The following is a 22,417-nucleotide window of genomic DNA, read 5'->3' as shown; positions in this document are numbered from 1 at the left end:
GCATTATGCGCCTTTTTTATTCCAGGAATACCCAATCCACTTAAAAATGCAGGATTCAGTGGGAATTTAATGTGCTTTAGACAAGATATTTATTGTAGGTAATGGTTGTTCCCTTAGTAAAATCAATAACGAAGAATAAAGCGCATTAAAACCCATCATAGAAGGCTTTGTGCAAGATCACTTCGTTGTTGCGTAGACTTAAAAGGGAATCACCATTCTTACATCAACACGCCTAGAACTGAACTCGCGCCAAGCCTCTGAAACGAGCATTTCTAAGTCATTTGGGTATCAACCCCTCTTATAGGGAATACTTTCCCATTATGCCAGCAGTTTTTTCGCTGCTGCAACAACGATAGAAACAGCACTAACTTCTGTTTTCTTCATTGTAACTTCATCTGGGATCTCTTGTTGTGTACGGTTAACAATAACACCTGCAACACAAGCTGCGCGCCAGCCTTGCGAAGCACACATAGTAAACAGAGTAGAAGACTCCATTTCGTAGTTCAGCACACCAAGATCTTGCCACTCTTGCATAGACCCTTTGAACTGACGCGTAATGCGGCCTGAAACCGTATCGTAACGCTCTTGTCCTGGGTAAAAAGTATCTGATGAAGCTGTGATCCCGATATGAGGTTCTAGACCTGCATCGCGACATGCTTCAACCATAGCCGTTGTACATTCAAAGTTTGCAACGGCAGGGAACTCCATAGGTGCAAAATGTAAACTTGCACCATCTAAGCGAACAGACGCTTGAGTGACAATAACATCACCAACATTGACCTGTGGTTGAATAGCGCCAGTAGTACCTACACGTAAGAAGGTACGAACGCCCAACTGAGCAAGTTCTTCAACCGCAATAGAAGTTGAAGGCCCGCCAATTCCTGTTGAACATACAACAACTGGCTTACCGTCAATATATGCTAGATAACTTGTGTACTCGCGATGACTCGCTAGAAATGTCGCATTGTCCATTAACTCGGCAATACGCTTAACGCGCTCAGGATCACCAGGCACAATCGCCAAGCTAGCACCATCCAACATTTCTTTGGTTAAGCCTAAATGAAATACATCAGACATTGTGAAAACCCCTTTCAATTTTGATTATAAAATTCTTAATAAATCGACTTTAACCTAGTATCGGCCGCGATAAGGTTAACCCGATCACACTTTTTCTGCCAAGAGTAAATGAATTGTCGTAATCTAGTTACCAAAACAATATTTATAGAAGTGATAGAAATATAGCAGCTGCACTACAGAGTGCCAGTTGATATCCACCCGCAAACTCTCGGCGTAAAAACCAGCCAGTAAAACAATTAAAAACAATCACTTAACAAATTTCAACTCAAGATCTAAATACAAAATTACAGAACGAGATCTAGCTCACAACTTGCTCAAAATAAACGCGCTAGTTTAAAGTTGAACCAGAAAAATATATCAGAAAAATATATCAGAAAAAGGACAGCCTGCATGTTTCCAGAATATAGAGAATTAATCAGTCAACTTAAGACTTCAGATACTCATTTCCAGAAAAAGTTTAACAAACACAATCAACTCGATGAAGAGATTAAAAATCTGGAGTTACACGATGCTAGCGATTTCACCCCTGAAGTGCATGAGCTAAAACTCAAGAAGTTGCATTTAAAAGAGGAGATATACGATATTTTGAAGGGACATTCTGCTTAACCATTAGCAAACTAAAAAAAGGCGCTTATAGCGCCTTTTTTAATACGTTTATTTTAACGCCTCTAACAATGACTCTGCGGAGTCAAAATAGCTTATTTGAGTAATTTTGTTATCGCTAATTTGAATCAGAGTCACTTGATCTTTCTGAGCAGGTAAGGCTTTGGTGATCTCACCGTCTCGATCGAGCGCCACTCGATAAGCAAATTGCTTAAACTGTGGGATCGCAACAAAGCGGGCAATAAGCGAAGGCATACCACTAATATCGGCAACATAAGCCAAATCACCCTTTTTATACAGCTCAGGTTGCTCCTCTAACGCTGTTTGAATGAGTGTGCCACCATCCATGCTACGACTGAATAGAACGTGCTTGATAGTGCTATCAATCGCATAGTCAGCTTCATATTGGTCTTGAAGTTTTAAGGTTTCCATTGGGTCACCAACAACATACGTATTTGCCCATACTGGCGTGACAAGCAAACTACATAGAATCAGAATAATTGCTTTCATTGTTGATCTCATTAATTAGAATTAGCCTTGAGAATAACCTATTCTTGTTGATGTCACAGAACGTTCACTGCAAACCATGATCGTCTTCACGGATCGTAAAATAGCTATTTGAAAGTTGCAAAGATAGTATCTTCAACGTAAATAGCAAGTTACAAAACAGTTTAACTTCAGTAAGCTGCCAAGTGAAAATGTTGTATTAAAGGACAAATCAATGAACGAACCCGGTTTAGATCAAGAGATAGCTCAATTGCAAAATGCCTATGGCATGATCACTGAGTTTATCGTGCAATATAGCTTTAGTCTCTTAGGTGCCGCGCTGATTTTTCTCGTCGGCTTATGGATTGCAGCTAAAGCCTCTAATCTTGTCACCCGTCTTTTCGAAAAGCATAACATAGACGTTACCCTCAGCAATTTCACCAGCAATTTTGTGCGCATTCTAGTGATCTTATTGGTGGGTGTTATCGCGCTAGGGAAGCTCGGTATTAGCGTGACCCCGATGGTCGCCGCCATTGGTGCCGCATCCTTAGGTGCAGGTCTCGCATTACAAGGCATGCTAGCCAACTATGCCGCGGGTATTACGATTATTGTGACTCGCCCTTTCATTGTAGGAAACACCATTGAAGTTAAAGGGGTTAGTGGCTTAGTTAAAGATATCCACTTAGGCATGACCGTGTTAACTAACGAAGAGGGAGAACAGATTAACGTTCCTAATAAGCATATTGTTGGAGAAGTACTGCACAACTCCTTTGCCAATAAATTAGTCGAAACAGAACTCAATATTAGTTATCAATCAGATCCCGACGCCGTCGTCGCCATACTATCGAAAGTACTGACGGATAGCCCTCATGTCAGTAATGGCGAACATGCACAAGTTGGGATAAATGATTTTAATAGCATCGGCATTGAAATTGGCATCCGTTATTGGGTCGCCACCGAGAGTTACTTTCAAGATAAGTACCAAACAAATTCCAGCTTAATAAAGGCGCTAAAACAGGCCAAAATAGAGATCCCGTGCCCAGTGAGAGAGATCCATATTCAACAGCCTTAACATACTTTGTCATCGGCGTAGCATTGGCTGCGCCGCGGTTACAAACCTCTCTGCCACTCTTGCCGTAATTGAATGCGTTCAGGTGTATTCACCGCCGCCTCGACTTGGCTTAATAACGCTAGCTTATCTTTGCCAAGAACACCTTTCAGCACCAAGTAATTGGAGGCATGATCTGAGCGGAAAATTGTTTTGTTTAGCTCTAAATTACTGAGTAGTACTCGCATCTCTTCAAATAACTGTAATTGATTCGGCAGCTGAAAATGCCCGTCAAACGCCTCATCCATCCGCTCTGTTCCTAGTGGTAAAGTCACCACTAACGTTGACAGAAATTCTGGCTGTGCTTCATTCATTAATTTGGCAGATTGCTGCGCGTGCTGCACTGACAGCGACACCCCACCTAATCCATTTAAGATCATTACCGACGATTTTATACCAGCCGCTTTTATCTTCTGTAAAGCAGCCAATGAAGAGGCAAATGTTTCACCCTTTTTGATTCGTCGCAAAACTTCGTCATCACCACTTTCGCAACCGATATAGAGTAAGCTTAACCCCAGCTCCTTTAACCGCTGTAACTGCTCCGGTGTTTTATTATTGATGTTTCGAGGCAGACAATAGCTACTGATCCGAGTCACTGCGGGGAGATGTTTTTTTATCAACAAACAAATCTCTTCCAGCCTGGAGAAAGGAAGTGTCATCGCATCACCATCGGCTAAAAACACCCGAGATATATGTGCCTTTGAGCTGGACACAGCAACAATATCTTGTTCGACTTTATCTATTTTTTGCGCCCGAAAGCGTTTTTGGTTAGCGGTGTACATATCGCAAAAACTGCATTGGTTCCAACTGCAGCCATTGGTCACTTGCAGAATTAATGATTTCCACTCCGATGGTGGACGAAATACAGGTTCAATATAATTTAGCACTGTAAACCTTTGCTGATTAAATAATGGCTGTATAAAGTTGAACACTTTTATCGCTAAAAAACTACCTTTATTAGCCGTGTAACATGCTTAGAGGGGAGCTAATCGTGGGTTGGACACCATGATCTTGGAGAGGTGTTAAACCTATATTGAAGTGCAGTAAAAACAGACTCGTTAATGCGGTTATAACCTTAAAGGTGCACCTAGTGCACCTTTAAAACATAAGTAAGTTAAACGATAACTTGGTGATAGGTCTCAACATGGTGAGATGCAACCAGCTCAGGCATGATGTGATGAAAGTAATGTTGAATAGCCTCTTTCTCACAATGACTATTAAATGCCGCTTCATCGACAAATTTTTCCACAAAAGTCACTTTATCGGCATTATCACGGCTAAGATTAAGCTCATAACGAATACAACCATTCTCACGGCGAGTATCGGCGATAAGCGCTGACAAAGCTTCAACTAACCCAGCTATTTTCCCAGGCTTGGCGGTAAACGTCGCCACACATACTAACTGCTGAGTATTCACTTTGTAATCTGACATTTTTTTCCTTCACTCTTCAAGGTTAACAACATATCGAGATGTGGGATCCCATCTTCCAAATACATTTCAGATACAGGCTCAAATCCCAGCTTTTGATAAAAACCTTTTAAGTGCTCCTGCCCACCTAACTGAATATTATGCTTCGGCCATTTTCTCAGCGAAATAGAGATCGCTTTTTGCATTAAGATATGGGCAATCCCACCACCTCTTGCTGCCTCCGACACGATCACTCGGCCAATACTGGCGTCAGGATAACTCACCCCTGGAGCAAGCACTCTCGCATAAGCTTGGATCGTACCTTGCTCGTCAACCCCCAGTAAATGTTGGGTCTGGCTTTGCCTGTCTTTATTATCCAGCTCCGGATACGGACAGTTTTGTTCCACCACAAATACATCTACTCTTAACTTGAGTAGCTCATATAATTCATTCAGCGTGAGCTCTGAAAAAGCTAGCGATTTCCACAACAAAAGTCTCTCTCCATAGCAACGAGTCAGTGCTGCAGTCTAGCACTTCAAATCAACAAATACAGGTAGATAATTTTCAGCAAGAAGGGTTGGCTATTGTGAAGATAAATATCTAATTTTAGCCTTTGATTTGGAGGTCATAGTTTAGGTCCGCTTTGGAGAGCAGATTTAATTAATACGCGCTTACTCACGGGCCGCTGAGGGTTCGCCAAGGGGGACAAGCGCTTTACCCCTTGGCTCGCATGTGGGCGAAGCGCCGCGACTTTGATTCTGATTATAAAACGCTAACACTATAAAATAGACACCTAGCCCGACGTTATAAGCATTAATCATGCATAGAACCAGGGCAAATTAATGCGCTGCAACGGCAACCGGCTTGCGTATCGACAACACTGCCACAACAGCCACCATGAGCAACCCTGACATGATAAAAAACACATCATTGTAAGCTTGAATCGACGCCTGCTTGGCCATTGTTTGCCCCAGCAGTGCAGATGCCTGCAGACCTGCTGTTATAGGATCGGAGCCTGCTGCTTGCAGCATATTTGCCGATGCTGTCAAATAGTCATTCGCCATTGAACTTACCGCAGGTAACGTCTCTTTAATATGGGCTAAATGACCACGGCTCAAATTATCAGTTAAGGTCGCGACTAAGGCTATTCCAACCGCGCCACCAAGATTACGCATAACATTAAGCACCGTTGAGGCTGATGCATTTTCATCTTTGCGTATATGTGCAGTCGCCAACATACCGATGGGCACCATAATAAAAGGCTGACCAATCGCCCTAACGACCATAGAGGCTATCATTTGTGGGCCAGCAAAATCAGCCGTCATGTGGCAGTTCATATAATAACTAACCCCAAACATGAAGAAGCCAAACCCTGCAAGGTAACGGTTATCAAATCGCAACATCAATTTCGGCATAAAAGGTAAAATCAGTAGCTGTGGAAATCCCATCCACATCAAGACCTCGCCAATCTCCATAGAGTTATAATCTTGGATTTGTGATAGATACAGCGGAACCATATAGATGGATGAAAACAGTGCCAAGCCCAGCAGAAAATAAGCAACCGTCGACAGCGCAAAATCTCGCTGTGCAAGCAATCTTAGATTCACTAACGGATTGGTTTTTTTAAGTTGAAGATAAACAAATATAACAATATTGACCGCTGATATAATGGCTAGATTGCGGATAAAATCAGAGCCCAACCAATCTTTACGATTGCCCTCTTCCAGCACCACTTCTAAACATCCCATCCCCAGCGCCATAGTGATAATACTGCTCACATCGACATTTTTAAGTTCTGGCCAGTTTATCGGTTTTTTAACTAAACCGTAGGCCAACATCGACATCACAACCAGCCCTGGTGGCACATTGATATAAAAAAGATAATGCCAACTAAACTGCGCGGTTAACCAACCTCCGAGAGTCGGTCCAATTGAAGGAGCAAAAGTAGCCGTCACGCCGAACAACGCCATCCCCACAGCCCGCTTATCATCAGGCAGGTATTCAAGAATTAACCTGAACGCCATTGGAATGAGCGCCCCGCCAAAGAACCCTTGCATCGCCCTAAAGGCGATCATCGATTCTAAATTCCATGAGATTGAACACAGTAGAGAAGCGACAATAAAAATAGCACTGTTCCACAGCATATAACGTCTAATATCGAGGCCTTTACTCAGCCAACCAGACAGCGGAATTGCGATCATCTCAGCGACTAGGTAGGCTGTCGCAATCCATGAACCTTCCTCTAATGTCGCCCCTAACCCGCCTTGGATCTCCTTCATTGACGCATTGGTAATTTGAATATCCAAAATGGCCATGAACGCACCAATAAGCCCGCCAAACACCGCTATCCAGGCACGACGACTACCACGTTCCACCTGCTCAATATTTGTATTTGCGCCCAAAGGAGTCGCCTCCAGAGTGGGCATTATTGACTCGCCTTGTTTAAGGCCACGGCAGTACTTAGGCTTTCATTTGATGTGTCGACTTTAACAAATGCACTCAGTCCTGGAACGATTCTAACCTGCTGTAGATCTGCAGATGACGCCCCTTCAAGGCGAATTCTCACCGGAATACGCTGTACAATTTTAGTGAAATTACCGGTCGCATTTTCAGCAGGTAATAAGCTGAACTTAGCCCCTGATGCTGGCGATAGACTGTCGATAACACCAATGAACGACTCACCCGAAAAAGCATCCAACTCCACTGATACGCTTTGCCCCGGCAGCATATGTGCTATCTGTGTTTCTTTGAAATTTGCAGTAATCCACACCGCATTGTCTGGCACTAAACTATAGATAGCTTGTCCTGGTTGTACATATTGGCCCTGCAGCGCGCCACGCTTACCAATAACACCGCTAAAGGGCGCCGTTATCTGCGTATCTACCAACTGAATTTTTGCCAGTGCTAATCCAGCTTTAGCTTGCTCGACACTAGAGTCCGCCTCAATCAGCTGCGAGTTAAAAACGGCAAGCTCTCGTTGCTTAGCGACCAAAGCGGCTGCGGCTTCATCTAAATGTGCCTCCGCTGACTGAAAACCCGCTTGGGCTTCATCAACGGTATCTTGTGAGCTATAGTTTTTGACTTTTAACTGCGTTGCGCGATTAAGCTGCTGCGATGAACGCAATTTTTCAGCGTCAGCAGCTGCAACCCCCGCTTGAGCTTGGGTAATAAGCGCGCGCTGCAGATCCACTTGCGCCGCTAAGGTTTGTAGATCAGCCTTTGCACTTGCAAGTATGGCGTCATTTTGCGCCACTTTAGCCTTGTACTGGTTATCTTCAAGTTGTGCCAATAACTGCCCTTGCTCGACATGCTGATTGTCTGTAACAAAAGTGGCCGTAACATAACCTGGGACTTTAACGCTGATATTAGAGATATCAGCGTCGACATAGGCGTTATCTGTTGATTCAAAATTACGCACATGATTCCACCAGTAGTAGCCTCCAGCCAATACCGTCAAAAACAGCAGTGGAATTACGATAAACATTCTATTTTTGGACATATATGACTCCCCAATCATTGGATCCTTGATTAATGAAGTACATTTTACTACTGTCACAACATATTTATTAGATAGTTAAAATATTACCCACTGTTTCACAGGTGTAACAATCATGAGTTTAAACCAATGGATTTAAATAGAGTGCAGATGTTTGCTCAAGTCGTTGAGCAAGGCAGCTTCACCAAAGCCGCTAAAGCCTTAGGGATCACCAAGGCAACAGTGAGCCGAAAAATTGCAGAGTTAGAAGCAGACGCAGGAGTACAACTATTATTTAGAACCACAAGAGCGCTAAAACTCACTGAGGCCGGTGCAAACTACTACCACAGAGTGCATGGTATTCTCGCCGATCTGCAAAATGCCGAAGATCAGCTAAGTGCCAGCCAGGAGTCAATTAAAGGTCATCTAAAAATTATCTGTCCTATCGAATTAGGCCAGCTGTACTTTGGGCGAGTACTGGCAAAATTTCTCACCGCCTATCCGCACATCACTATTGAAGCTGAACTGACAAATCGTAAAGTCGATGTGATAGCCGAAGGTATTGATATTTTATTTCAGATCACTGAAAAACCGAATCAGGCACTGCAAACCTATGTTCTGCTAAACACACCTAAAGTGCTGATGGCAAGCCCTGAATATCTTAGCCAAAATGGTACCCCACAGATCCCTGAAGACCTCAACCAACATCAATGTATTAGACTTTCAACACCATACGTTGATAACAGCTGGTCCCTGTTTAATGGTGAAAAATGGTTAACCGTTGAACCCAAATCAAGGCTTGAGACCAATAACATTACCTTGGTGCGTGAAGCCGCAATTGAGGGGTTAGGCATTGCAACTGTTCCTATGGTGATAGGCAGTGAAGCGATAAAGAATGGCTCATTAGTCGCCGTTCTTCAAGACTATCCTATGAAGCAAAGCGTCGTTACCATGAGCATGCCGCAGCGCGTTTATCTACCGAGAAAATACCGCGTATTTACTGAATTTCTATATCAAAACTTGTTTGAAAAGTGGCGGGACTTAATCATTGAGGTACCCGACTATATTCAACGACCTGGCGAACCAGAGTAACATGCAGGTTTATTGCTAACTAAAAAAAGGGCTCAAAATAGAGCCCGATAAGGGTGCATAAACATTAGTAGTAAAGCACTGATTGGGTTTAAGTCATGCTCAATCGCGTTAACCTAACACTTCAAAATCATCATCAGACAATTTTGCTGAACCATCATCTTGTAGCACCCACAGTTCTTTATGGATAACCCCATGGGCTTTATTCATTTTCCAAGCTGAGGTTAGCAATACCGTGCTGTTATCAACGACGCTGAATTGTGGCTCAATGTATTCAACACTGTTAAACCCTTCATTGATGAGGTTCTGCCAAAATGCTTCAATCGCATCTCTACCAACAAACTCACCGAAAGGCCTAGCATTCATAGTCGCATTAGCCTCGTATTGAGCAGCACACTGCTGCGCGTCTTGAGTATTAAAACCATTTTTCCACGTTTCACTTGCTAACTTAACTGCGTTTAATAATGTGGCTGACATAGTCTCGCTCCCGGATCTGCACATAAATAATATAGAGCGTTAGTTTACAGTTAACATTTGCATTGATAACCTAGGCAATCTCGCAATCACTGTTCGATTAAATAGAACAATATAGAGGGGCTATGGATCATTTACGCCATATGGCAATATTCAAACAGATCGTTGATGCTGGCTCTATTAGCGCAGCAGCCGACAATCTAGCGCTATCGAAATCAGTTGTGAGCCATCATTTGAAAAGCCTCGAAGTTGCGATCGGCGTGCAATTGCTGCATCGCACCACTCGTAAGCAACAACTGACGCCGGCGGGAACTGACTTCTATCAACACTGCAAGCAGATGGCTGACATATCTCAGGTTGCCTGGCGTGAAGCTCGCGATACCGGGGGGATGCTTGCAGGGCCTATCAGGATCAGTGCGCCGCATGCATTAATTGACTCTATCGTCGCCCCAGCGATTAGCCAACTCTGCAATGATAATCCGCTCATTCGCCCAACCATCACAGTTGCAGATCAGCGTATCGATCTACTCAGTGATGATATCGATCTGGTGATTAGAGTGGGAAAACTGCCATCCAGCAACTTAATGCAACGCCAGCTAGGTCATTTCAGAGATGTAATATGCGCCAGCCCTGACTATATCGACAAGCATCAAACGAAGATTGATGCTGAGCAGTGGCAATCGTTAGATTACATCGCCAACTCTTGGCAGAAAGCAACTGTCACTCATTCAGTGGAACCGTTACCTGATGGTAAGATTAGAAAGGCGGAAGCACTGAAACAACTCAACTTTGTTGCCAACAGGTTCACCGACAACTCCTCTGCTGTTGGTGCACTAGCCAAAGCGGGTTTAGGTATTTCATTGCTGCCTGAATTTGTGTTTAAACAAGCAGAACAACAGGGACTACTAGCCATGTTGCTCCCTGATTACCAATGCCCGATGAATGCGGTGTACGCCGTACATGATTTTGGTCGTAAGCCACCATTACTGGTAACCCATACCATCGAAGCCGTTATGAGGCACTTTATATAGAGCAAATTTAGGTCCGAACACAAGGAAAAAAAAGCCTATGGATGCTTAATCACGCAACATATTGGTTATTAATACACTAAAATCAATCCACGACTTATCAAACCTGAGGAAGCTCATTATGTCTACCTTTGTTCAATTTCCCGATGAGTCAGAAGATCAACGTCTACTGCTTAAATCGGTATTAATTAGCGAGAATCACCTTCCCTCTTCGGCGATCAAAATGGTCGCATGGGCTGCAGCGCTAGCCTGTAGAGACGAGGATGTTGTTAAGCAAGTGCAATTCATCGTTGGAGACCTGAGCGCAGAAGCCAAGCGTGAAATGCAGTATGCCGTTAGCCGCATGTCTGTGACTAACCCTTACTTCTTTAGCCGGCAGTTTGTTGATATTCACGCGGGAGGCAATCTAGAGTCGCTTCAATTGAGGCCCTTTACGGATATTGCCGTCGAAAATGAAGTCGATTATCACTATGCATGTATTGCGGTGTCGATGGTTAATGGCGGCTACGCCTGTTTTCAAAGTCATACCATGAGTTTAAAGACATTAGGACAAAGCGATACTGCGATAGATCAGGCGATGCGCATAACCGCAGCAGTGTTAGCCAGCCGTCAGGTGAATTTTAATCACCATCTACTTTAATTAGGTTTAAAGAATGCCTCACCTCTGCAGCTAAAACCACGCGCGAAAGTGATATTAATTAGCAGATTTTTGTATTTTTAAAGGCCTGCCCCCTGATTTGTACAAATAAAGCTGCTAACATCGTTTGCAATTTTTAAAGCTTAGTGAGAAAGGTCAAGATGGGCAGAGCATACCAAAACAAGAAAGAATCCATGGCGAAAACCGCTGGGCAGAAAACAAAAATCTATTCTCGATACGGAAAAGAGCTTTACGTTTGTGCCAAAAATGGTGGTTTCGATCCTGAAGGTAACTTAGCGTTACGTCAAATGATTTCCAAGGCTAAAAAAGATCAAGTACCCGCTCATGTTATTGAGCGTGCGATTGAGAAAGCCCGTGGTGGTGGTGGTGAGGACTATGAAAGTGCTCGTTACGAAGGTTTTGGTCCTGGTGGCTGTATGGTCATTGCAGATTGCCTAACCGACAACGGTAAGCGTACCTTTACCCAAGTCCGCCAAGCATTCGTTAAGAACGGCGCCAAGCTCGGTGGTCCAGGCACTGCCGGCCACATGTTCGATCATCAGGCAGTATTTGTATTTGCGGGTGAAGACGAAGACGCCATTCTTGAAATGTTGATCATGGCAGACGTTGATGTAACCGACGTTGAACTTGAAGACGGTATGATCAGCGTTTACGCACCTCACACTGAATTCTTTAAAGTTAAAACGGCATTAGCGGCTGAATTGCCGGCTGATACTGACTTTGTTATGGAAGAGATTACATTTGTTCCGCAAACGATGACTCAAGTTACCGATACTGAAGAGATAGAGCTGTTTGAGAGGTTCCTTGCTGCACTTGAAGATTGTGATGACGTACAGAACGTTTACCACAATGCCGAGTTACCAGAAGAAGCATAAATTAGCGCTAATGCCATGCAACGGCATTTTACGCAATTGAAAGGCACTCATTGAGTGCCTTTTTTGTTTAGAGCAACGGGGATTAATCCTCAATAAAGCGCTGCTTTATCTCTTCCGTTGGCAGAATACATATGGCTCTGGTGCCAAATAATGAGTAACGACGTTTAGCCACGGCATTATAAAGCCCATCACGAATCACTTTAGGCACAAAACGGATAAAACGCAATAGCGGCCAAGGCGCATCAAGTGACTTTGCAATTTCTATCGCGGCATCACTTCTTAAAAAACATTGATCAGCCTTAATCAATATCACGCTATCTAAGGCATCGTCAGTAACACCATGCTTAGACAAGTATCTTTTGGCGGTATTCGATTGCAGTGGTGCAAACACAAAGCGTTCCGCACTATCGTGTTTAATCACAAAATTAACCGCAGCGTGGCACAAGTTACAAACGCCATCGAATATGATTACTTCTGACTGTGATTGCACGACACTCTCCTCTCTTATACTGCTTTTGCGCTATTGCGCAGCTAAACGCACCTTCTCTTTCTCGACGAGGAAACTGGTAATATCCATTATCTGTTCAACCGTTTTCGCCGACTCATTGAGTACTAAATACCGACCATTAACCAAAATAGACGGTGTACCTTCAATTTTAGACTGCGACATAAGCTCGATTGCGCGCTGCAGTTTTTTGTTGATTTCAACCGATGACAGTTGTTGCTTAAAATCCGCCTCGCTAAGACCATAGCCTTTTAGGAAAACAGCCAACTCTTCGGTTTGAAGCTTAAGATCTCGAACCTCACGTAAGTCCATAATCTCAGCGAATAGTGCAGCATGGATCGGCTGATTATTTGGCATATTCTGTACAATGAAAAACACCTTCGCGTGCAGCTTCATCGGTTCATTCCATATCGCCGGAGATTGAACGAGCTCAACGCCCTCAGGCATCACCTTTTGCCATTGGTGTAATGGTTTTTCAAATGACTCGCAATGCGGGCAGCCGTACCAGAAAAACTCCATCACTTCTATTTGTTCACTGTCCGTCGCAATTGGCGTAGCAAGTGTCCGATAATTAACACCTTCAATGTAACCTGAAGCAGTATCGACAACCTTATTGTCACCGCAACCTGCAACCATAAAGGTCAGTAGCAATAGTGTGAGTAGTTTATTCATATGTATCCTTACGATGTGATAATTGAAAGCTAGCAAGAGTCTATAATTGCAGATTTTCCATGCTAATTTGTAAGCTATTACCTTATAAATTAGCATAAAAAAGGCACTCAATGAGTGCCTTTAATAATAATGCTTTATGACTAGCAGTTAAAAACATAGCGTCGAGCAACAAGATGTTGCTCGCCGGACTGCAGCATTGCTATCGCCACTCCGCCCTACCGTTATCTACGGCAGAAGTTTTTACCTAGACGACGCACAAGCCGAAGAAAGTCGATGCCCTTGTATCAGCCGCTTTATCAAGCGCAGCAACATGACAACGTTGTGACTATTATCGTCTTATCAAAAAACGCAGCATCACACCTTGCTGGCTAATATCAAGTACTTCATAGCCATGATTGCGTGCATCACTAGGGATATTATTGATCGATTGCGAGCAATCAGTGAGCACTTCTAACACTTCTCCAGGCTTTAATGACGCCATAGCCTCAAGCGTAGCAACCGCAGGATAAGGGCAAGGTTCACCATAGATTTCTAAATTGTAATCGGCCACAACAGACTCGGTCATACTTTGCTCCTCAGCAAAAGTCAGCTCAAGTCACCTTGAGCTGATAATAAAGTAAATTTGTTTATAACGGGTATGTAGCTACAGTGTTTTTGCCATTGCAATAACCACATCAGGTTGTGACACCACGGGTGAGAAGTTTTCATTTTTCAAACTTCGCTGCTTTTTAAAAAAGTGCCTTTCCCACAATAAAATCAATCCGAAAGAGAGCGCCAGTAGCAAATACGTCACGCCTAACCCACCTAATGGACCGAAGACATCCAGCAAATTCACCTTATCCCAATTGGTTGCCAACGGTGCCGAAAAGACATCCCAGTAATAAGCTAAAATGGTCGCACCAATAATATTGCCAATACCCACCCACCAAAAATGAATTTGCCCTTCCAATGCGCGGTACATCCAGCCCGTTTCACAGCCACCTGCGATAACGATCCCGATACCAAACAATAAGCCGCCTATCAGCGCATTTGGACCCGCCCAAAGGGTTTTTGGTGTCATTCCAAGCTGCACATAGCTATAGATCCCGATAACACTGACAGCCATGCCCAAGATGATCGCTTTCGCCATGTGAGTACGACCTGTTATCCACATATCTCTGAAAGCAGACGTAAAACAGATCTGTGCCCGTTCAATTAACAAACCAAACACAATCCCCATCAACATCGCGAAACCCAGCTTGGTAGAGCTACTCATAATATAAAATGAGCCAGCGACTATCGCAGCAAACACCACCCAACCTAATCGAAAACGATTCTGCACTTGATTAGGATTAGGCTTTATCACTTTCTTCAAGCCACCCGGTTTAACGATTGCGCTTGAGCGGAAAAAGGGTAATAGAGTAATCTTGGCACCAATATAGGTGCCTGCCGCCGCCGCAAACGCAAATAGCCATGCATGCAAGGTAAACTGTGGAATACCAGTGAAGAACGCCGCCAGATTACACCCCATGGCCAAACGCGCGCCAAAACCAGCAATCATGCCGCCGATCAGCGCTTGCCCGATACGCTTTTTACTGCTTGGCATACGCAGTTTCATGTTGTTCGCCCACAATACCGCGGCTAAACACCCGCCGAACATGCCAATAATCATTACCCCACCAACCCGATCTAATGGTGTCCCTTCGAGGCCTATAATTTTAAAGTACTGCCATGTCTCTGGCTCGGCGCCAAACCATTGCATTATATGCCCACCCCAGCGCGTAAACTCGCCGGTCACCGCCCAGAGGGAACCCGTTAGGCCAAAAAAATAGGTCGACAAAATACCGGCAGCAATCACTGCAGCAAAAGGAGACCAAAATTGAATAAAGAACTTATTTTTAAACGTTAACCACATATTTAAATTACCAAAACTTATTTTACATTACAGCCAAGTTATTATTGTTAACATTACTTAGCGTTTCATTACACAGATATAACCTTTCTGGATGGGTATATATTGTCACTCTGTTTTCACGACAGAATCCGACTAAGGTAATATTAGATTTTTGAGCTATCTCTATTGCTAACGAAGTTGCGGAAGAAATTGCAAATACAATGCTAATGTTTGAAATGGCGGCTTTTTGTACCATTTCAAAACTGGCTCGACTGGTTAATAATAATGCCGACTGGCGATATTTATTATCAGAAGATATATGACCAATTAATTTATCTAACGCGACATGACGTCCCACATCTTCGAAGCAAGATATAATATCACCTTCTGCAGACAACATGGCAGCAGCATGTGTGGCTCCGGTCAAATTAAATGCAGTTTGATGCTGATGTAAACTAGATAAGGCCTTTTTTAGACTGTTTAAATTAAACTTTTCAGTGCCTGTGACTTTTACAATCGGTTTAACCGTTTGCTCTATCTGTTCTACACCACAAAGTCCGCAGCCCGTTCGACCCGCAAGGCTACGCCTATGAGCTTTAAGATGTAGAAAGCTGCGTGGGCTAATCGCTATATGCACCAAAATACCCGTTTCTATGGTCTCGATGTCGATTGAACGAATATCTTTAATGTCATCAATAATGGATTCAGACAAACTAAAACCAATGGCAAACTCTTTTAATGCAGTTGGGCTGGCCATCATTACTACATGAGAGATACCATTATAGATCAACGCAACCCTCACCTCTTTTGCGACGGTTTCTATTAATGATTGCTCTCTATCATTTCGAAAACAAGTCACTTTAGTCTGTTCAGTAATATTATTGAGCCCACACACAAGTTCCGTCATAGCAATTTTCCATTTGTTCTGGTAAATAATGTCCCACTGTTCATCATTCATATCGATAAATGATTGTTGGACTCACATTTATTAAATATAGAAACTACTGATATTGTTTAATTACAAACAATTATCTATTATTCTCGCAAGTGTTAAGGAAGAACGTCGTTTCCGGTGAAACGTCTGGATTTCAAATCCAGGTGGGGCTGCCAGCAGTCCCGGGTAGGTTCAACTCCTATGTTCTTCCGCCAAATCACTTAATATAAAAACACTGCTATCTTTTATGACTCTAGAATTATCCTTTTGCTTTCTCCAAGTTAATCCACTGCGATCATAAAACTCTAAAAGTTGAATGCTGACTTTTCTGCCTAATTTAATGATGGAATTAAAATCAGCGGTTTTTATTTCTCCATGTATATTGATCAGTTCACGAATAACATTGGCATAAAAATAAAGGTTTTCAGTTAGCACATAACGATCTTTAATAATTGCAGAAATGTACCCCAATTGAATGAGCTTGCGACAAAGCTGACGCACGATGCTCAAGTCCAAGTGGTGCCCAGCTGCAAGCTCTGATGACCATAACGGCCCCCTAGCCATTAGCATCTGCTGCTTTATCAGCAGCCATAGTTGCTGCTCATTATCCGATAGCGCTAAGTTATGCCGTGGCAGGTGTAATAAGCCCCTAGTGCAATGCAGACGTTTTTGCAGGCAGAGGCTATCGCTGATATAGCTCAAAACGGCCAATGGATATTGGCCATGGGTCATGCGTTGTAAACGATTGATGGTTAGTCCCAATAATTCGGGCGATGCGTGATGATAGTCACTTATCTGCGCTAATAGTTGCGCCTCTATGTGGCTATTAAGCTGTGCTGATAATAAGTAGCCTGCAACTTCAACCACCTCTTTATTATGCAATAAGACATCGTGTTGCCCAGTCAACTGATTGGCCCACATAAAATCTGACTTTGCTATACAATGCTCGGCGATTTGCGCCTGTAAACTGGCAGTGATTGTGGTGCAGTCTTTAAGTTTACTTAAGTAACTCAGCCGTTCAGGACTACGCTTGCCTCGTTTTAGCGGAGAAAGGTCGAGTACTCGCATCGCCCCAAGTGTGATTTTCGCTGCAGCGTCGCGCACGATGATCCTATCTTGTTCCACACAAGGTAGCGCCTGCTCGCACTGGAGCTCGATCAATGCCTGATTGTTGGGCAGTATTTTTAATAAGCCGATGCGCGCCGTGGTATGGCTATTAGCTAAGTGAATTTGCACGCTTTGCCAATGTTTGAACGGCAGACAGCTATCGAGTACGCCGCAAATGACCTTGGGCGCTGCCATTGGGGCTAATGCTGTTAGCCAGTCACCACGTTGAGCACCACTATGTTGATTAACACCGGTTAAGTTAACTGCGACACGCTGGCCACAGTGGGCAAGGCGACTAACCTGACCTTGGCTATGCAGAGTTCTGACTTTAACAGCCTTACTCTGTTTTGAAAGGTAGAGGCTTTGGCCTTCACTCACCTGACCGCTTATCACTGTACCGGTAGCCACCAGACCTGCACCTTTGACCGTAAAAACCCGATCAATAGCCATGCGAAAGCTGGTTTGTAGGCTTAGCTGACTAAGCGCATTGACCTGAGTGAGCGCAAGCTGTTTGATTGCCTGACTGAGTGCGGGAATACCCGCGCCAGTCAACGCCGATACTACATAAATAGGGCTCTGCCTTCGGTATTGCTCCAGCAGTTCACCCACTTGCACCTTAACGGCTTCAACTCTTGCGCTATCGACTCGATCTTGCTTAGTCAGCACCACGATTAGGTTTTCAAGATCCAGCAGCTGTAAAATTGCTAAATGTTCAGTTGTTTGAGGCATGACTCCGTCATCGCAAGCGATGATTAGCAAGGCATGCTTAGCACAACTCACCCCCGCCAGCATGGTATTGATAAACTTTTCATGCCCAGGAACATCAACAAAAGCCAGACGTTGATCATCAATCACCTTCATAAAGGCGTAACCGAGTTCGATGGTCATGCCGCGTTTCTTCTCTTCAGGCAGTCTATCGGCATCGGTCCCCGTAAGGGCTTGAATAAGACTCGTCTTGCCGTGATCAACATGACCCGCAGTCACGATGATCATAAGCTTTGTCCAACCTGTCTTAGGGCATTGATTAAGCTAGTTTCCTGTTCGACACCGCGAAGATCCAACCAATATTGGTTATTGGCCATTCGACCTATGATAGGTTTATCTTGCTGCTTAAACTTTTGCTCTAACTGATGAATACGGTATTGGCTATTAGTCGTCGGTGTGAAGGTCAGTGCCAAAGATTCCAGTAGAGTCTCTGGCTGGGAGCCACTGCCGACCTGAGTTTGGCTTGCGGTGATCGCCAAGGTGAAGTGCGAGGCAAAATATTCAGGTAATTCAGCCATCATCTGCTGGCCCACTTGCTCCAGTTCGGCCAGTGAACGAGACATTTTTCTCAGCATAGGCAACTCTTCATTGAGCCGCTTAGGGTTTCGGTAGAGCAATAGAGTCGCTTCGAGAGCAGCTAGCGTCATCTTGTCGCAACGCAGTGCGCGTTTTAATGGATGTTGCTGCAGTTTATCGATGAGTTTTTTGTCGCCAACGATGAGCCCAGCCTGTGGACCACCGAGTAATTTATCACCAGAAAAACTGACCAAGTTGACGCCATCAGTGAGCATGTTTTGCGGCGTGGGTTCATCGCCTAAGCCAAACTGACTCAGATCGGTCAGCGCACCACTTCCCAGATCTGAGATCAGTGGGATCCGGTGTTGCTGGCAGAGCGTGGCCAAGCGTTTTTCATCCACCGCCGCAGTAAAACCTTGGATATGATAGTTACTAGTGTGAACTTTCATTATGGCGGCGGTGTTTTCAGTGATCGCCGCTTCGTAGTCGCGTAGATGCGTGCGGTTAGTACTGCCAACTTCAATTAAAGTGCAACCAGCTTGACGCATAATATCAGGGATGCGAAAGGCACCACCAATTTCCACTAGCTCGCCACGTGAGACAATAACCTCTTTACCCGCCGCAACCCCTGAAAGCATCAAAAGTACGGCTGCGGCGTTGTTATTCACCAGACAGCAACTCTGAGAACCGGTTAACTGCTGCAATATCTTGCCTATCGCTTGATCACGGTGACCACGCTTGCCAGCCTCCAGTTCAAACTCTAAGGGCGTCGGGTAACGCATCACCTTAGTGACGGCAGAAATTGCCGCTTCACTCAGTTGCGAACGTCCGAGGTTGGTGTGCAATATGGTCCCCGTCAGGTTCCATACCGCTTGTAGACTGTGGCGTTGACCGTCTAATAATTTATGGGTTAACTCTTTTATGATCGCCTCAGGTGCCCCGCAGTAGTCCGGGAGTTTACTCTGCTGAGCGATAAGCTCTCTTGCCTGATTAAGCAAGCTGTTGAGTTGGCTCTTAACCCAAGTATCGCCATACTCTAGCCTGAGTTTTAGCACGGCCTTATGCAGCAATAGGCTGTCCATGGCTGGCAGTGAACGGTAAAGTGCGGCGGTAGTGTCGATTGCTGAGGTCATCTGATAATGTCTATAAATTTCTATTCAGTTGTCACTGAACTTACTGGAATAAAAATCAGTGCGACTGACTCCGTTATCTGGAATCAGCCGCCCTGACGGGACTTACTTTACTGCTCGTGAGCCAGCAATAGCGGATTAACCGTTGTGGCCAAATAGCCTTGCTCTACCACATATTTATCCATAAGTAGCGTTGCTAGATCATCCACTGCGACCTCGAATTTGGGGTTGATGTCAGTAAACAACATCTTGGTGTACCCCTTACAGGTGTCACAGCTTTCGATCCGCACAGCGGCCTTAGTTTCTGTTTCAGCCCAAAGAAAAACCCCTTTGTCTTCACCACAAGAGGTGCACTCGGCACGGATCTGATGCCACTCAGTTTCACATAAGCTGCAATGTAGATAACGTAAACCTGTGCGTGGTTTCTCCTTGATAACACTCGCCACCGGATGACAGCCACACACCGGGCATAGGGTTTTATAGCCTTGTCCCGTTGTTGCTAAAGCTGTTGCTACATCCGTCGCCCAGTGAGACCAATAGACTGATAGCGCTGCCCAGATAAACAGGGTGTACTCAGCCGGAACCTCTGCAAAGTGACCGAGTAACATCGCCTCGGCATATTGCTGTAAGGTTTCCGGTTCAGTACTCGCTAACGCCTTTAGTACTGCCGTTAGATCCGCCGCACTTTCAGGCGAAGATTCAGACGAAGGCTTGGACAAGAGCTTAGGCAAGAGATCACTTATGAGCTCCAGCAATACCGACTGCCAATAGTTTCCCCACTCAAAATGACCCTGTGCCATAGGCTGACTTTGCTCGAAATCAAACTCAGGCTTGGGGCCAAAGCAGCTCAGCTCAGATAAATCTGTCGGTGTGGCAACGCCGGCTACCCGGGCTTGTGCGCTGACCAACAGCTTCAGCAAGCGAAAGTAATCAGGCAAACCTGACTCTTCAGCGAGCTCTGCGAGCCTTGCAGCCCGGAATTGGTAGATCGCTTGAGGATCTGCAGGGATCAAGGTTTTGATCTCCAATTTCTGGGCCGGGATTTTTTCAGCGTCGAGTATTGCTGTGCTCATAATTAGTGTTTTTCCTGCTTTATAGTCTTTAGTTTTGGATCATTAAGCATGTTGGGATGGTGCTTCTTACACCAGGCTCTTGAAACAGAGCCATACAACATGCCTGCAACCGACCCTTCTACCCAGGTAGCCATCCAGAAATGCACGATGACGAAGATCAACATGATCACCGCACAAATGGCGTGCAACAAGATGGCCCACTCGATAGCGGCGGAGGCAAAGTAAGGCGCAAAGTAGGGCTGCCACATCATGATGCCAGTCACTGTCAACACGACAGAGGTCACCACAAAGGTGCGAAACAGCACTTTTTGCCCCGGATTGTAATGGCCGATAGCGGGGATTTTGTCCTCGTTTTCAAACATCACATCCTTGATAGCTAGCATCCATTTAAGGTCGTTCTTTTCCCACTTGTTATGGTGGTAATAACGCACGAGTATCAACATCAACGGCAGACACATCATCAAGCCGGCGATAGGATGAACAAAGCGCGCCATCTGCGGCGTACCTGCAATGGCTCCCAACCATTGAAAAGATGGGAAAAAGAAACCAAAGCCGGTAAGAAAAGTCACCAAGCCCACCGCCACCACAAACCAGTGGCAGATCCGATCGAACAACTTATGGCGCAAAATCTTATTCTGCTTATGCATGAGCGTTACTCCTTATCTGACTTGCTTGGGTGAGAGTGATCGAACGCAGCAGGTTCATCTTCTTCGACGATATTGCGGCCCACAGTGATACGGTGCAGACAAGCCACCGCCACAGTGGCGATAATCCCTGCAGCTCCCAAAGGTTTGACTAGGTCTTGCCATAGTTTGATCGACAAGCTGGTCTTTGGATCAGCGGGTAAACCATAACTTTGTGGGTCATCGATATCATGCAAAATCATCATCATACCGGTACCGCCAACCCCTTTTGGGTTATACAATCCAGCCTTAGTAAAGCCCTTTTCGTGAAGTTGCTTAATACGCATATCTGCGATAAAAAGCATGTCTTCACGAGTACCAAACTTCAGCGCGCCAGTGGTACATGACTTCACACATGAGGGTTCCTGACCCACTTGCAATCGGTCAGAACACATGGTGCATTTGTAGGCTTTTTGATCCACAGAGTCGAGCTTAGGGACATCAAATGGACAAGCGGTTACGCAATATCCACAGCCGATACATTTGTCAGAGTCAAAGTCCACAATACCGTTGGCATGTTGAACAATGGCATCTTTGGTCGAACAAGCGGTCAAGCAAGCTGGATCATCACAATGCATGCAGGCTGTATGAGTAAACTGCCAACGTAGTAGCTTGTCTTTCTCATCGGTAACCTCGTTAAACTTCATCAGAGTCCAGCACTCGGAGGAAAGGTCCGCCGGGTTTTGGTAGCTACCAGTAAACTCACCTATGGGTGCCCGCAGATCGTTCCACTCAGAGCAGGAAACCTGACAAGCCTTACAGCCGTTACACTTGGTGGCATCAAATAACTTGGCCACCTTGCTCAGTTTCTTTCTTACCTGCGCCGCGGGGCTGAGCCTAGAGGTGCCGGAGCTTAAAATAATATCTTGAGTAGACAT

Annotated in this window: 24 protein-coding genes and 1 tRNA gene; 7 read left to right on the top strand and 18 right to left on the bottom strand. The window is 44.7% G+C overall.

Annotated features, from left to right (window positions below; translation table 11 throughout):
* Positions 1-318: 318 nt before the first annotated feature.
* Complete coding sequence (udp, locus tag CXF82_RS13450; protein ID WP_101090336.1) at positions 319-1,077, bottom strand: uridine phosphorylase; 759 nt, start codon at positions 1,075-1,077, stop codon at positions 319-321.
* Positions 1,078-1,467: 390 nt separating this feature from the next.
* Between udp and CXF82_RS13445 the strand changes: the two genes are divergently transcribed.
* On the top strand, positions 1,468-1,683 hold the full coding sequence (locus tag CXF82_RS13445) for an HP1242/YdcH family protein (RefSeq protein WP_101090337.1): 216 nt from the start codon (positions 1,468-1,470) through the stop codon (positions 1,681-1,683).
* 48 nt (positions 1,684-1,731) lie between these two features.
* On the opposite strand, the gene CXF82_RS13440 is transcribed toward CXF82_RS13445, so the two are convergent.
* Entirely contained in the window at positions 1,732-2,190 is a 459-nt protein-coding gene (locus CXF82_RS13440; protein WP_101090338.1) for a hypothetical protein, read from the bottom strand.
* Positions 2,191-2,401: 211 nt separating this feature from the next.
* On the opposite strand from CXF82_RS13440, the gene CXF82_RS13435 reads away from it, so the two are divergent.
* Positions 2,402-3,238 carry a mechanosensitive ion channel family protein gene (locus tag CXF82_RS13435; protein WP_101090339.1) on the top strand — a complete coding sequence of 279 codons (837 nt, stop codon included), beginning with the start codon at positions 2,402-2,404 and terminating at the stop codon, positions 3,236-3,238.
* A 38-nt stretch (positions 3,239-3,276) separates the two neighbouring features.
* On the opposite strand, the gene CXF82_RS13430 is transcribed toward CXF82_RS13435, so the two are convergent.
* From CXF82_RS13430 to CXF82_RS13410, 5 genes are all read right to left on the bottom strand, one after another.
* Entirely contained in the window at positions 3,277-4,161 is an 885-nt protein-coding gene (locus CXF82_RS13430) for a radical SAM protein (RefSeq protein WP_101090383.1), read from the bottom strand.
* 227 nt (positions 4,162-4,388) lie between these two features.
* Entirely contained in the window at positions 4,389-4,706 is a 318-nt protein-coding gene (locus CXF82_RS13425) for a putative quinol monooxygenase (protein WP_102039150.1), read from the bottom strand.
* The gene (locus CXF82_RS13420; protein WP_101090341.1) at positions 4,688-5,173 is read right to left on the bottom strand and encodes a GNAT family N-acetyltransferase; all 486 of its coding nucleotides are present in this window, start codon (positions 5,171-5,173) and stop codon (positions 4,688-4,690) included. The genes CXF82_RS13425 and CXF82_RS13420 overlap by 19 nt, the downstream gene beginning before the upstream one ends.
* A 348-nt stretch (positions 5,174-5,521) precedes the next feature.
* Positions 5,522-7,108, bottom strand: coding sequence for a DHA2 family efflux MFS transporter permease subunit (locus tag CXF82_RS13415; protein ID WP_101090342.1), 1,587 nt, complete (start codon positions 7,106-7,108; stop codon positions 5,522-5,524).
* On the bottom strand, positions 7,108-8,181 hold the full coding sequence (locus CXF82_RS13410) for an HlyD family secretion protein (protein WP_101090343.1): 1,074 nt from the start codon (positions 8,179-8,181) through the stop codon (positions 7,108-7,110). Before CXF82_RS13410 ends, CXF82_RS13415 begins: the two co-directional genes overlap by 1 nt.
* 126 nt (positions 8,182-8,307) lie before the next feature.
* Here CXF82_RS13410 and CXF82_RS13405 point away from each other — a divergent pair, with 126 nt between their 5' ends.
* A complete protein-coding gene (locus tag CXF82_RS13405; protein WP_101090344.1) occupies positions 8,308-9,249 on the top strand; it encodes a LysR family transcriptional regulator in 942 nt (313 codons plus the stop codon).
* Between the two features lie 108 nt (positions 9,250-9,357).
* Here the strand turns inward: CXF82_RS13405 and CXF82_RS13400 are convergent, their stop codons facing one another.
* Complete coding sequence (locus CXF82_RS13400; protein ID WP_101090345.1) at positions 9,358-9,723, bottom strand: nuclear transport factor 2 family protein; 366 nt, start codon at positions 9,721-9,723, stop codon at positions 9,358-9,360.
* Between the two features lie 122 nt (positions 9,724-9,845).
* On the opposite strand from CXF82_RS13400, the gene CXF82_RS13395 reads away from it, so the two are divergent.
* From CXF82_RS13395 to CXF82_RS13385, 3 genes are all read left to right on the top strand, one after another.
* The gene (locus CXF82_RS13395; RefSeq protein ID WP_101090346.1) at positions 9,846-10,751 is read left to right on the top strand and encodes a LysR family transcriptional regulator; all 906 of its coding nucleotides are present in this window, start codon (positions 9,846-9,848) and stop codon (positions 10,749-10,751) included.
* Positions 10,752-10,869: 118 nt separating this feature from the next.
* The gene (locus CXF82_RS13390; RefSeq protein ID WP_101090347.1) at positions 10,870-11,388 is read left to right on the top strand and encodes a hypothetical protein; all 519 of its coding nucleotides are present in this window, start codon (positions 10,870-10,872) and stop codon (positions 11,386-11,388) included.
* 158 nt (positions 11,389-11,546) lie between these two features.
* Entirely contained in the window at positions 11,547-12,281 is a 735-nt protein-coding gene (locus CXF82_RS13385; RefSeq protein ID WP_101090348.1) for a YebC/PmpR family DNA-binding transcriptional regulator, read from the top strand.
* A gap of 82 nt (positions 12,282-12,363) precedes the next feature.
* Here CXF82_RS13385 and CXF82_RS13380 read toward each other — a convergent pair whose 3' ends face one another.
* The 5 genes from CXF82_RS13380 to fdhD form a co-directional block, all read right to left on the bottom strand.
* Complete coding sequence (locus CXF82_RS13380) at positions 12,364-12,771, bottom strand: thiol-disulfide oxidoreductase DCC family protein (RefSeq protein ID WP_101090349.1); 408 nt, start codon at positions 12,769-12,771, stop codon at positions 12,364-12,366.
* A 30-nt stretch (positions 12,772-12,801) separates the two neighbouring features.
* On the bottom strand, positions 12,802-13,458 hold the full coding sequence (locus tag CXF82_RS13375; protein ID WP_102039149.1) for a thiol:disulfide interchange protein DsbA/DsbL: 657 nt from the start codon (positions 13,456-13,458) through the stop codon (positions 12,802-12,804).
* A 328-nt stretch (positions 13,459-13,786) separates the two neighbouring features.
* The gene (gene yedF / locus CXF82_RS13370) at positions 13,787-14,023 is read right to left on the bottom strand and encodes a sulfurtransferase-like selenium metabolism protein YedF (protein WP_101090351.1); all 237 of its coding nucleotides are present in this window, start codon (positions 14,021-14,023) and stop codon (positions 13,787-13,789) included.
* Between the two features lie 78 nt (positions 14,024-14,101).
* Positions 14,102-15,352: a selenium metabolism membrane protein YedE/FdhT gene (yedE, locus tag CXF82_RS13365; protein ID WP_102039148.1), complete on the bottom strand. Its 1,251-nt coding sequence runs from the start codon at positions 15,350-15,352 to the stop codon at positions 14,102-14,104.
* A gap of 22 nt (positions 15,353-15,374) precedes the next feature.
* Positions 15,375-16,238, bottom strand: coding sequence for a formate dehydrogenase accessory sulfurtransferase FdhD (gene fdhD, locus CXF82_RS13360; protein WP_102039147.1), 864 nt, complete (start codon positions 16,236-16,238; stop codon positions 15,375-15,377).
* Between the two features lie 147 nt (positions 16,239-16,385).
* On the opposite strand from fdhD, the gene CXF82_RS22340 reads away from it, so the two are divergent.
* Positions 16,386-16,480 (top strand) — tRNA-Sec (locus CXF82_RS22340).
* Here the strand turns inward: CXF82_RS22340 and selB are convergent.
* From selB to fdxH, 5 genes are all read right to left on the bottom strand, one after another.
* Positions 16,458-18,365, bottom strand: a complete 1,908-nt coding sequence (selB, locus tag CXF82_RS13355; RefSeq protein WP_102044338.1) for a selenocysteine-specific translation elongation factor — start codon at positions 18,363-18,365, stop codon at positions 16,458-16,460. The two genes, CXF82_RS22340 and selB, sit on opposite strands and share 23 nt — an antisense overlap.
* Positions 18,362-19,786: an L-seryl-tRNA(Sec) selenium transferase gene (gene selA, locus CXF82_RS13350; RefSeq protein WP_101090355.1), complete on the bottom strand. Its 1,425-nt coding sequence runs from the start codon at positions 19,784-19,786 to the stop codon at positions 18,362-18,364. The genes selB and selA overlap by 4 nt, the downstream gene beginning before the upstream one ends.
* Positions 19,787-19,893: 107 nt before the next feature.
* The gene (gene fdhE / locus CXF82_RS13345) at positions 19,894-20,856 is read right to left on the bottom strand and encodes a formate dehydrogenase accessory protein FdhE (protein WP_102039145.1); all 963 of its coding nucleotides are present in this window, start codon (positions 20,854-20,856) and stop codon (positions 19,894-19,896) included.
* Between the two features lie 2 nt (positions 20,857-20,858).
* Positions 20,859-21,503, bottom strand: a complete 645-nt coding sequence (locus tag CXF82_RS13340; protein WP_101090357.1) for a formate dehydrogenase subunit gamma — start codon at positions 21,501-21,503, stop codon at positions 20,859-20,861.
* Positions 21,504-21,508: 5 nt separating this feature from the next.
* Positions 21,509-22,417 carry a formate dehydrogenase subunit beta gene (fdxH, locus tag CXF82_RS13335; RefSeq protein ID WP_101090358.1) on the bottom strand — a complete coding sequence of 303 codons (909 nt, stop codon included), beginning with the start codon at positions 22,415-22,417 and terminating at the stop codon, positions 21,509-21,511.

The sequence above is a fragment of the Shewanella sp. GutDb-MelDb genome (assembly GCF_002836075.1).
Taxonomy (GTDB): Bacteria; Pseudomonadota; Gammaproteobacteria; order Enterobacterales; family Shewanellaceae; genus Shewanella.
This window is presented reverse-complemented; position numbering and strand designations above follow the sequence as displayed.

What these genes read in the sequence shown, in the direction of transcription:
- udp (WP_101090336.1), bottom strand. Translation starts at nt 1,077, where the DNA reads ATGTCTGATGTATTTCATTTAGGCTTAACCAAAGAAATGTTGGATGGT.
- CXF82_RS13445 (WP_101090337.1), top strand. Translation starts at nt 1,468, where the DNA reads ATGTTTCCAGAATATAGAGAATTAATCAGTCAACTTAAGACTTCAGAT.
- CXF82_RS13440 (WP_101090338.1), bottom strand. Translation starts at nt 2,190, where the DNA reads ATGAAAGCAATTATTCTGATTCTATGTAGTTTGCTTGTCACGCCAGTA.
- CXF82_RS13435 (WP_101090339.1), top strand. Translation starts at nt 2,402, where the DNA reads ATGAACGAACCCGGTTTAGATCAAGAGATAGCTCAATTGCAAAATGCC.
- CXF82_RS13425 (WP_102039150.1), bottom strand. Translation starts at nt 4,706, where the DNA reads ATGTCAGATTACAAAGTGAATACTCAGCAGTTAGTATGTGTGGCGACG.
- CXF82_RS13415 (WP_101090342.1), bottom strand. Translation starts at nt 7,108, where the DNA reads ATGCCCACTCTGGAGGCGACTCCTTTGGGCGCAAATACAAATATTGAG.
- CXF82_RS13410 (WP_101090343.1), bottom strand. Translation starts at nt 8,181, where the DNA reads ATGTCCAAAAATAGAATGTTTATCGTAATTCCACTGCTGTTTTTGACG.
- CXF82_RS13405 (WP_101090344.1), top strand. Translation starts at nt 8,308, where the DNA reads ATGGATTTAAATAGAGTGCAGATGTTTGCTCAAGTCGTTGAGCAAGGC.
- CXF82_RS13400 (WP_101090345.1), bottom strand. Translation starts at nt 9,723, where the DNA reads ATGTCAGCCACATTATTAAACGCAGTTAAGTTAGCAAGTGAAACGTGG.
- CXF82_RS13395 (WP_101090346.1), top strand. Translation starts at nt 9,846, where the DNA reads ATGGATCATTTACGCCATATGGCAATATTCAAACAGATCGTTGATGCT.
- CXF82_RS13390 (WP_101090347.1), top strand. Translation starts at nt 10,870, where the DNA reads ATGTCTACCTTTGTTCAATTTCCCGATGAGTCAGAAGATCAACGTCTA.
- CXF82_RS13385 (WP_101090348.1), top strand. Translation starts at nt 11,547, where the DNA reads ATGGGCAGAGCATACCAAAACAAGAAAGAATCCATGGCGAAAACCGCT.
- CXF82_RS13375 (WP_102039149.1), bottom strand. Translation starts at nt 13,458, where the DNA reads ATGAATAAACTACTCACACTATTGCTACTGACCTTTATGGTTGCAGGT.
- yedF (WP_101090351.1), bottom strand. Translation starts at nt 14,023, where the DNA reads ATGACCGAGTCTGTTGTGGCCGATTACAATTTAGAAATCTATGGTGAA.
- yedE (WP_102039148.1), bottom strand. Translation starts at nt 15,352, where the DNA reads ATGTGGTTAACGTTTAAAAATAAGTTCTTTATTCAATTTTGGTCTCCT.
- fdhD (WP_102039147.1), bottom strand. Translation starts at nt 16,238, where the DNA reads ATGACGGAACTTGTGTGTGGGCTCAATAATATTACTGAACAGACTAAA.
- selB (WP_102044338.1), bottom strand. Translation starts at nt 18,365, where the DNA reads ATGATCATCGTGACTGCGGGTCATGTTGATCACGGCAAGACGAGTCTT.
- selA (WP_101090355.1), bottom strand. Translation starts at nt 19,786, where the DNA reads ATGACCTCAGCAATCGACACTACCGCCGCACTTTACCGTTCACTGCCA.
- fdhE (WP_102039145.1), bottom strand. Translation starts at nt 20,856, where the DNA reads ATGAGCACAGCAATACTCGACGCTGAAAAAATCCCGGCCCAGAAATTG.
- CXF82_RS13340 (WP_101090357.1), bottom strand. Translation starts at nt 21,503, where the DNA reads ATGCATAAGCAGAATAAGATTTTGCGCCATAAGTTGTTCGATCGGATC.
- fdxH (WP_101090358.1), bottom strand. Translation starts at nt 22,417, where the DNA reads ATGTCTACTCAAGATATTATTTTAAGCTCCGGCACCTCTAGGCTCAGC.